This window comes from Stappia sp. TSB10P1A, from assembly GCF_900185725.1.
Lineage (GTDB): Bacteria > Pseudomonadota > Alphaproteobacteria > Rhizobiales > Stappiaceae > Stappia.
In genome coordinates this window covers 273,643-282,041 of the sequence record NZ_FYAU01000018.1, presented here as the reverse complement: position 1 = coordinate 282,041, position 8,399 = coordinate 273,643, and the positions used below count along the sequence as shown (strand labels likewise).

Below are 8,399 nucleotides of genomic sequence, written 5' to 3'. Positions count from 1 at the left end.
GGCATGGCGGCGCGCGGCTGGGCGGCGGGCGCCGGGCGCGGGGCCGGCTGCGGCTGGCGCGGAGCGGGCGCCGCCTCGGCGACCGGCATCGCCGGCATGTCGTCCTCTTCCTCGCGGCGGCTCAGGCCGTTGGCCAGGCGGCGAAGCAGGCTCATCGGCCGGCGGTCCTCGCCGTGATGGGGCTCTTCTTCCGCCGCGCGGGCGTGGGCATGGGCCCGCATCTCGCGCTGCGCCACCGGCGGAAAGTCCTCGATCGAGGGCATGCGCGCCGGCTGCGTGACGGTTTCCGCGACCGGCGGGATATAGGGCTCGACGACCGGCGCATCGGCAACCGGCTCGGCGAGATCCGCCTCGTCCAGATCAGCCAGCGGACCACCGGTGCCGATCATGCCGGGAGCGGGAGAGAAACGGGCGATCTCCACCTCCGGATCGGTCGCGGCCTGCACCGGCTCGGGGATCTCCAGTTCCTGCTCGATCTTCTCCACTGCGGCCGGGCGAACCGGTGCGGCCGGGCGCGGTGCCGCGGCGGCCGCCGGCCTAGGGCGCACCATCGGCGCCGGATCGGAGATCGTCTTGAGGCGCTCGGTCAGCTCGGCCATCCGCGCTTCCGCCGGAGAGACATCGTCCCGCAACTCCTTGTCGATGCCGGTCGCCACGACCGACACGCGGATGATGCCGTCGAGGCTCTCGTCGAAGGTCGCGCCGAGTATAATGTTGGCGTCGGCATCGACCTCCTCGCGGATGCGGGTGGCCGCCTCGTCCAGCTCGAACAGGGTCAGGTCGTTGCCGCCGGTGATCGAGATCAGCAGGCCGCGCGCGCCCTTCATCGAGGTCTCGTCGAGCAGCGGGTTGGCGATCGCCGCCTCGGCCGCCTGCATGGCGCGCTTCTCGCCGGAGGCTTCGCCCGTGCCCATCATCGCCTTGCCCATGCCGCGCATGATCGAGCGCACATCGGCGAAGTCGAGGTTGATCAGGCCTTCCTTGACCATCAGGTCGGTGATGCAGGCAACGCCCGAATAGAGCACCTGGTCGGCCATCGCGAAGGCGTCGGCGAAGGTGGTCTGCGCATTGGCGATGCGGAACAGGTTCTGGTTCGGGATGACGATCAGCGTGTCGACCGCCTTCTGCAGCTCGGTGATGCCGGCCTCGGCGATGCGCATGCGGCGCACGCCCTCGAACTGGAACGGCTTGGTGACGACGCCGACGGTCAGGATGCCCATCTCGCGCGCCGCGCGGGCGATCACCGGGGCAGCGCCCGTGCCGGTGCCGCCGCCCATGCCGGCGGTGATGAACACCATATGCGAGCCGGACAGGTGGTCGTTGATCTCGTCGATGACCTCTTCGGCCGCCGCCGCGCCCACATCGGGCTGCGACCCGGCGCCGAGGCCTTCGGTCACGGCGACGCCCATCTGGACGACGCGCTCGGCGTGGTTGCTGGCCAGCGCCTGGGCATCCGTGTTGGCGACGACGAAGTCGCAGCCCTGCAGGCCGGCCTGGATCATGTTGTTGACGGCATTGCCGCCGGCGCCGCCGACGCCGAACACCGTGATTCTCGGCTTCAGTTCCTGCAGATCAGGCATTTTCAAGTTGATGGTCATGGCTTCCTCGCGACCCTCGAAAGTCCGTTGCCGGAGCTTTCACTCAAACCCTCAGTTCCCTCGTCCTGCGCCGGGGGTTGTGCGACCCGACGCTTCCCGAGGCAGTTTCCCGCCTCAGAAACTCTCCCGGATCCAGTTGCCGACCCTCGCCAGCGCGCTCGATCCGAATGTCCATCTGGTGTTCGCGCCGCGCGGCTCGAACTGCTCGACCTGTGCCACCTGCGGGTAGATCAGCAATCCGACGGCGGCGGCGAAAGCCGGTCCCTTGGCCGCTTCCGGCAGTCCGGCGACGCCGAGCGGGCGGCCGAGCCGGACCTGGCGGCCGAGAACCCGGCGCGCCACCTCGCTCAACCCGGTGAGCTGGCTCGCCCCGCCGGTGAGCACGATGCGCTTGCCCACCCGCCCGGCGAAGCCGGAGGCGGTGAGCCTGTCGCGCACCAGTTCCATGATTTCCTCGACCCTCGGCACGATCACCCGCGTCAGCATCGAGCGCGGGATCTGGTGCGGCAGGTCACTGTCCGCATCGACCGGCGGGATCGAGATCAGATCGCGCTCGTCCGCCTGGCTCGGCAGCGCCGAACCCTGCAGCGTCTTGATCCGCTCGGCATCGGCAAGGCGCGTCGACAGCGCCCGCGCGATGTCCATCGTCACGTGATGGCCGCCGACGGCGATGGCGTCGGTATGCACCATCTGCCCCTCGACGAAGACCGACAGCGTCGTCGTGCCGCCGCCCATGTCGACGCAGGCAACGCCCAGCTCCGCCTCGTCCTCCACCAGGGTGGACAGGCCGCTGGCATAGGGCGTTGCCACCATCGTCTCGACCGTCAGGTGGCCGCGGTTGATGCACAGTTCGAGATTGCGCACCGGCGCCACCTCGGCCGTCACCACCTGCATGTCGACGCCGAGCCGGCGGCCGATCATGCCGCGCGGGTCGCGGATGCCGCGATTGCCGTCCAGCGTGTAGGCGATCGGCAGCGCATGCATGACCGCGCGCCCGTCCGCCACCGTATGGGCGCTGCCGGCCGACAGCACCCGCTGGATGTCCGCCTCGCAGACGGAGTCCGAGGCAAGCCCGACGCTCGCGGTGATGATCTCGGAGGTCAGCCGGCCGCAGGTGACGTTGGTGATCAGCGATTCCACCGTCAGCCCGGCCATGCGCTCGGCCGCGTCCACCGCCAGGCGGATCGCCTGTTCGGCCGCGTCCATGTCGACGACGACGCCGGACTTGAGGCCGCGCGAGCGCTGGTAGCCATAGCCCAGCACCTCGATCGAATGGGTACGCCCCGGCAGCACGCAGTCGTCGTTGCGCGGGCTCAGCTTGGCGATCAGGCAGCAGACCTTGGTCGAGCCGATGTCGAGCACCGAGACGACGACGGCCCGGCGGCTCGGCAGCGGCCGCATGCGCGGCAGATAGATCGGGGCGGATCGGCGGCTCATGCATTGCCTCCCGAACGCCGGGGGCTGCGCGACTTGAGCTCGTTCTCGCGCCGCTCCATCGCCTCGCCGCTCAGGCGCACCACCACCCGGTCGGGCAGGCGGATATCGACGACGGTGATGTCGCGGGTCAGAAGGCCGGTCTCCGCGTCCAGCCGCATCAGGTCGGCAAGCGCCCGCGGCACGTCCGTCTCCGGCAGCCGCACGGTGATGCCGTTCTCCAGCAGCAGGTCCCAGCGCCGGTCGGAGACGAGGCGCGCGGCGCGCACCCTCGGCCGCAGCTCCGGCACCTTCTCCAGCGCCGCCAGGATCCGGTCGCCGCGATATTGCGCGCCGTGGCCCACCAGCATCAGGAGATTGGCATAGCGCCCGTCGACCTCGTCGCTGATCACCCGGCCGCTCGCGTCGATCACCGACAGACGGTCGCCGCGCTGCCACAGGGCGAAGGCCTCGCGCTCGTCGATGCGCACCTGCAGGGTGCCCGGATAGAGCTTCTGCACCGACACCGTCTCGACCCAGGGGATGCGCGCCAGCCGCTCGCGTGCGGCGGCCGCGTCGAACAGGGCGAGCGAGGTGCCCTGCTCGATCTCCAGCGCCTCGAGGATCTCGAATTCGGTCGTCTCGCGCTGGCCGGAGAGCTTAACGGCCGCGATCTCGAAACCGGCGGCCGAGGTCAGTGATTCGCTCACCGTGCGGGCGTAGCCGCCGACGGCCAGGGCATAGAAGATGGTCGCCGACAGGAAGACCAGCGCGCCGGCCGTGCCCGTCCACTCGGGAAGATCCTGCAGGATGCCGGCCGCGCGCCACAGCGGGCGGCGGTGCAAACGGGGCACGCCGCGACCGCGCGGCGCCAGCGCCGCCTCGATCGGCAGGACCATGTCCTCACCCCGTTTTGCCTTCATCGTCCGCAACTTGCGTCCTCCACCAACCAACTGGTCAGCTCTTCGTATGAATGTCCCGCATGGGCCGCGATCTCGGGCACAAGCGAGGTTTCCGTCATTCCGGGCTGAGTGTTCACTTCAAGACAAATCAGTTCGCCGCCGCCGCCGGGTTGTTCGTCGAAGCGAAAGTCCGCCCGCGACACGCCCTTGCAACCGAGTGCCTGATGCGCCCGTAGGCTAAGTTTCTGTACTTCTTGGTAAACAAATGGTGAAATTTCCGCCGGCAGGATGTGTTGTGATCCGCCGGGCGCATATTTCGCGTCAAAATCGTAGAAACCGTGTCCCAGCGGCATCACCTCGGTGACCCCCAGCGCCACGTCTCCCATCACCGCGCAGGTCAGTTCGCGCCCCGGCACGTAGCGCTCGATCATCACCGTGTCGCCATAGGGCCAGTCGTCGCGATAGAGCTCCTGCGGCGGATGCGGCGCATTGTCCTTGACGATCAGCACGCCATAGGACGAGCCCTCGCGCACCGGCTTGGCGACATAGGGCGGGCTCATCGCATGCGCGCGCGCCGCCTCCAGCCTGTGGACGACCCGGTGCTCGGCAACCGGAATGCCGACCGCCTTCATCACCGCCTTGGCCTTCTGCTTGTCCATGGCGAGAGCCGAGGCCGCGACCCCCGAATGGGTGTAGGGAATGCCGAGGATCTCCAGCACGCCCTGGATGCAGCCGTCCTCGCCGAACGGCCCGTGCAGCGCGTTGAAGGCGACGTCCGGGCGCAGGTCGGCGAGCACCGCGGCGATGTCGCGCTGCACGTCGATCCGCGTCACCCGGTAGCCGCAGCGCTCCAGCGCCGCCGCGCAGCCCTCGCCCGACTTCAGGCTCACCGAGCGCTCGGACGACCATCCGCCCATCAGCACCGCCACATGCTTGCGTTCAGCCATCGCTTGCCGCCTCCGCGATCCGCTTGCCGAGAAACGGCTCGACGCTTTGCCCCGCCGCCCACACGCCGAGCCGCTTGATCTCCCAGTCCAGCGCGATGCCGCTGGTCTCCAGCACCCGGGCGCGCACCGTCTCGCCGAGCAGTTCCAGGTCGTGGCCACTCGCCTCGCCGGTGTTGATCATGAAGTTGCAATGCATGTCGGACATCCGCGCCCCGCCGATCTGCAAGCCGCGGCAGCCGGCCGCATCGACCAGCTTCCAGGCCGAGTGCCCCGGCGGATTCTTGAAGGTCGAGCCGCCGGTCTTCTCGCGGATCGGCTGCGCCGCCTCCCGGTGGGCATTGACCTCGGCCATTTCCTGGCGGATCGCCTCGCGCTCGCGCGGCACGCCGCGGAACAGCGCCTGCGTAAAGATCGTGTCGGCCGGCTGCGCGCTGTGCCGGTAGCGATAGGCCATGTCGTCGCGGCTCAACCGCACGATCTCGCCGGCCCGCGTCACCCCGGTCAGTTCCACCATCACCTCGGCGGTCTCGCTGCCATGCGCCCCGGCATTCATCCTCAGCGCCCCGCCGATGCCGCCGGGAATGCCGGCATAGAAGGCAAAGCCCCCCTGCCCGGCCTCCGCCGCCGCCTCGGCGAGCCGCTTGTCCGGTACCGCCGCGCCCGCCCGGATCGCCCCGTCCTCCTCGACCTCGACCGCGCCGAAGCCCTTGGCCGCCAGCCGCACGACGACGCCCTCGATGCCGCCGTCGCGCACCAGGAGGTTGGAGCCAAGGCCGATCGGCAGCACCGGCACCTCCGGCGGCAGAGCTTTCAGGAACAGCGCCAGATCGTCGGTATCGGCCGGCTGGAACAGCAGTTGCGCCGGGCCGCCGACGCGGAACCAGGTCACGGCCGACAGCGGCTGGTTCGGCGTCAGCCGTCCGCGCAGCCCGATCCGGTCGAGACCGTGACGGGCGACGAGGTCGGGCCAGCTCATGCCCTGCCCCCGGTCTTGCGGGCGTCGGCGAGCCGCGCCGGCAGGGCCTGCGCCCATTGCGTGATGTTGCCGGCGCCAAGGCAGACGACATAGTCGCCCGGCTCGGCGATCCGCGCCACGCTCGCCGCCAGCTCCTCCTCGCCGCCGATCACGTGCACGCTGCGATGGCCGCTGGCGCGAATGCCGTCGGCGAGCGCCGTATGGGTGATGCCCTCGCGCGGGGCCTCGCCGGCCGCATAGACCGGCGCGCAGACCACATGGTCGGCATCGTTGAAGCAGGTGGCGAAGTCGTCGAACAGGCTCTCCAGCCGGCTGTAGCGATGCGGCTGCACCACCGCCACCACCTTGCCCGGCGCCACCGCGCGCGCCGCCGCCAGCACCGCGCGGATCTCCACCGGATGATGGCCGTAATCGTCGAACACCTCGATCCCGTCGGCGCTGCCGGTATGGGTGAAGCGCCGCTTCACACCCCGGAACGCGGCCAGCCCCTTGCGGATGCTGTCGCCGTCGATCCCGAGCTTCCAGGCGACGGCGATCGCCGCCGTCGCGTTGGAGACGTTGTGCAGGCCCGGCATCGGCAGGGCGATGTTCTCGATCACTTCTGTCTTGCCGGAAATCCGGTCGCGAAGCTCGACCTTGAAGATCGAACTGGCGCCTTCCGTCTTCAGGTCGAAGAAGCGCACGTCCGCCTGGCGGTTCTGGCCATAGGTGATGACCTGCCGGTCCTCGATGCGCCCGACCATCGCCTGCACTTCCGGATGGTCAAGGCACATCACGGCAAAGCCGTAGAACGGCACGTTCTCGACGAATTGCAGGAAGGCATCGCGCACCCCGTCGAAATCGCCGTAATGGTCGAGATGCTCCGGATCGATATTGGTGACGACGGCGATGTCGGCCGGCAGCTTGACGAAGGTGCCGTCGGACTCATCCGCCTCCACCACCATCCAGTCGCCCTGGCCCATCCGCGCATTGGTGCCATAGGCGTTGATGATGCCGCCGTTGATCACCGTCGGGTCGAGCCCGCCGGCATCCAGCACCGCCGCGATGATCGAGGTCGTCGTCGTCTTGCCATGGGTGCCGCCGATGGCGATCGCCTGCTTGAAGCGCATCAGCTCGGCCAGCATCTCGGCGCGCCGCACCACCGGCAGGAAGCGCTCGCGCGCCGCCGCAAGCTCGGGATTGTCGCGCTTGATCGCCGAGGAGACGACGACGACGCGCGCCTCGCCGAGATTGGCCGCGTCATGGCCGACGGTCACCGCGATGCCCTTGTCGCGCAGCCGCTTGACATTGGCGCTGTCGGAAACGTCCGAGCCCTGCACGGTGTAGCCGAGCATGTGCAGCACCTCGGCGATGCCGCTCATGCCGATGCCGCCGATGCCGATGAAATGAACCGGACCGAGGTCCTGGGGCATCTTCATGATGCGCTTCCTCTTTGATCGAGATGGGCCGCAAGGGCGCCAACCGGCGCTCCGCTCGCGACGTGTTCGACGAGATCGGCGAGACGGCCGACCGCGTCCGGATGTCCCGCGGCACGCGCCGCCCGTGCCGCCGCCGAAAGACGCTCGGGCGCGGCCATCAGCTCGCCGATGAGGCCCGCCAGCCGCTCGGCATCGAGATCCGCCTGCCGCACCGGCCAGGCGCCTCCGGCGCTCGCCAGCACTTCGGCGTTGCGGCCCTGGTCGTTGTCCAGCGCATGCGGCAGCGGCACGAGGATCGAAGGCCGGCCGATCACCGCCAACTCGCTGACGCTGGACGCGCCCGAACGGCACAGCACCAGATGCGCACCGGCGATCCGCTCCGGCATGTCGGCGAAGAAGCTGGCGAGCTCCGCCTTGACGCCGAGCCGGTCGCAGGCCTCGCGCATGCGCGCCATGTCCTCCGGCCGGCACTGCTGGACGAGCTCCAGCCGCGCCCGCTCCTCGGCCCTCATCCGCTCCAGTGCGCCGGGCATCGCGTCGGAGAAGAAGCGCGCGCCCTGCGAGCCGCCGAACACCAGCAGGCGGAAGGTCTCGCCCGGGCCGGCGGCGACATAGTCGCGCCCGCTCGCGGCGATCACCGCATCGCGCACCGGATTGCCCGTGCGCACGGACTTCGCCGAGAACCGGCTGTCGTCGCCATCGACCAACGGAAAGCTCGTCGCCACCGCCGTCACCCGGCCGGCCAGCATCCGGTTGGCCCGGCCCATCACCGCATTGGCCTCGTGCAGCACGCTCGGCACGCCGCCGAGGAAGGCCGCGAACATCGGCGGAAAGGTCGGATAGCCGCCGAAGCCGACGACCGCGTCCGGGCGCAGGCGGACGATGAGCCGCCGCGCCTGGATCAGGCCCCTGCCGAGCTTCAGGGCGGTGCGGGCGAGCGCCAGCGGCGACTTGCCGGACAGCGTCGCCGAGGAGATCACATGCACGGCGCGCGCCGGAAACTCCTTGCCGAAGTCGCTGACGCGGGCATCGGTCGCCAGCTCCACCACATGGCCGCGGCGGCCGAGTTCGGCCGCCAGCGCCTGCGCGGGAAACAGATGGCCGCCGGTGCCGCCGGCCGTGAGCAGGATGGTACGAGACATCGT

General features: G+C 69.8%; 7 protein-coding genes. All 7 read right to left on the bottom strand.

Annotation, left to right across the window (positions count from 1 at the left end; translation table 11 throughout):
- Positions 1 to 1,598 (bottom strand): cell division protein FtsZ (gene ftsZ, locus TSB10P1A_RS07885; RefSeq protein WP_186387347.1); only part of this gene is annotated, 1,598 nt, incomplete at its 3' end.
- Between the two features lie 114 nt (positions 1,599 to 1,712).
- On the bottom strand, positions 1,713 to 2,999 hold the full coding sequence (gene ftsA, locus TSB10P1A_RS07880) for a cell division protein FtsA (protein ID WP_208984951.1): 1,287 nt from the start codon (positions 2,997 to 2,999) through the stop codon (positions 1,713 to 1,715).
- A 32-nt stretch (positions 3,000 to 3,031) separates the two neighbouring features.
- Positions 3,032 to 3,934, bottom strand: coding sequence for a cell division protein FtsQ/DivIB (locus TSB10P1A_RS07875; RefSeq protein WP_208984950.1), 903 nt, complete (start codon positions 3,932 to 3,934; stop codon positions 3,032 to 3,034).
- Positions 3,931 to 4,860 carry a D-alanine--D-alanine ligase gene (locus TSB10P1A_RS07870; RefSeq protein ID WP_186387345.1) on the bottom strand — a complete coding sequence of 310 codons (930 nt, stop codon included), beginning with the start codon at positions 4,858 to 4,860 and terminating at the stop codon, positions 3,931 to 3,933. The genes TSB10P1A_RS07875 and TSB10P1A_RS07870 overlap by 4 nt, the downstream gene beginning before the upstream one ends.
- Positions 4,853 to 5,836 carry a UDP-N-acetylmuramate dehydrogenase gene (gene murB / locus TSB10P1A_RS07865; RefSeq protein WP_186387344.1) on the bottom strand — a complete coding sequence of 328 codons (984 nt, stop codon included), beginning with the start codon at positions 5,834 to 5,836 and terminating at the stop codon, positions 4,853 to 4,855. The genes TSB10P1A_RS07870 and murB overlap by 8 nt, the downstream gene beginning before the upstream one ends.
- Positions 5,833 to 7,254, bottom strand: a complete 1,422-nt coding sequence (gene murC, locus TSB10P1A_RS07860) for a UDP-N-acetylmuramate--L-alanine ligase (RefSeq protein WP_186387343.1) — start codon at positions 7,252 to 7,254, stop codon at positions 5,833 to 5,835. Before murC ends, murB begins: the two co-directional genes overlap by 4 nt.
- Entirely contained in the window at positions 7,251 to 8,396 is a 1,146-nt protein-coding gene (gene murG / locus TSB10P1A_RS07855) for an undecaprenyldiphospho-muramoylpentapeptide beta-N-acetylglucosaminyltransferase (protein ID WP_186387342.1), read from the bottom strand. The genes murC and murG overlap by 4 nt, the downstream gene beginning before the upstream one ends.
- Positions 8,397 to 8,399 lie beyond the last annotated feature (3 nt).

What these genes read in the sequence shown, in the direction of transcription:
- TSB10P1A_RS07870 (WP_186387345.1), bottom strand. Translation starts at nt 4,860, where the DNA reads ATGGCTGAACGCAAGCATGTGGCGGTGCTGATGGGCGGATGGTCGTCC.
- TSB10P1A_RS07875 (WP_208984950.1), bottom strand. Translation starts at nt 3,934, where the DNA reads ATGAAGGCAAAACGGGGTGAGGACATGGTCCTGCCGATCGAGGCGGCG.
- murG (WP_186387342.1), bottom strand. Translation starts at nt 8,396, where the DNA reads ATGTCTCGTACCATCCTGCTCACGGCCGGCGGCACCGGCGGCCATCTG.
- murB (WP_186387344.1), bottom strand. Translation starts at nt 5,836, where the DNA reads ATGAGCTGGCCCGACCTCGTCGCCCGTCACGGTCTCGACCGGATCGGG.
- murC (WP_186387343.1), bottom strand. Translation starts at nt 7,254, where the DNA reads ATGAAGATGCCCCAGGACCTCGGTCCGGTTCATTTCATCGGCATCGGC.
- ftsA (WP_208984951.1), bottom strand. Translation starts at nt 2,999, where the DNA reads ATGCGGCCGCTGCCGAGCCGCCGGGCCGTCGTCGTCTCGGTGCTCGAC.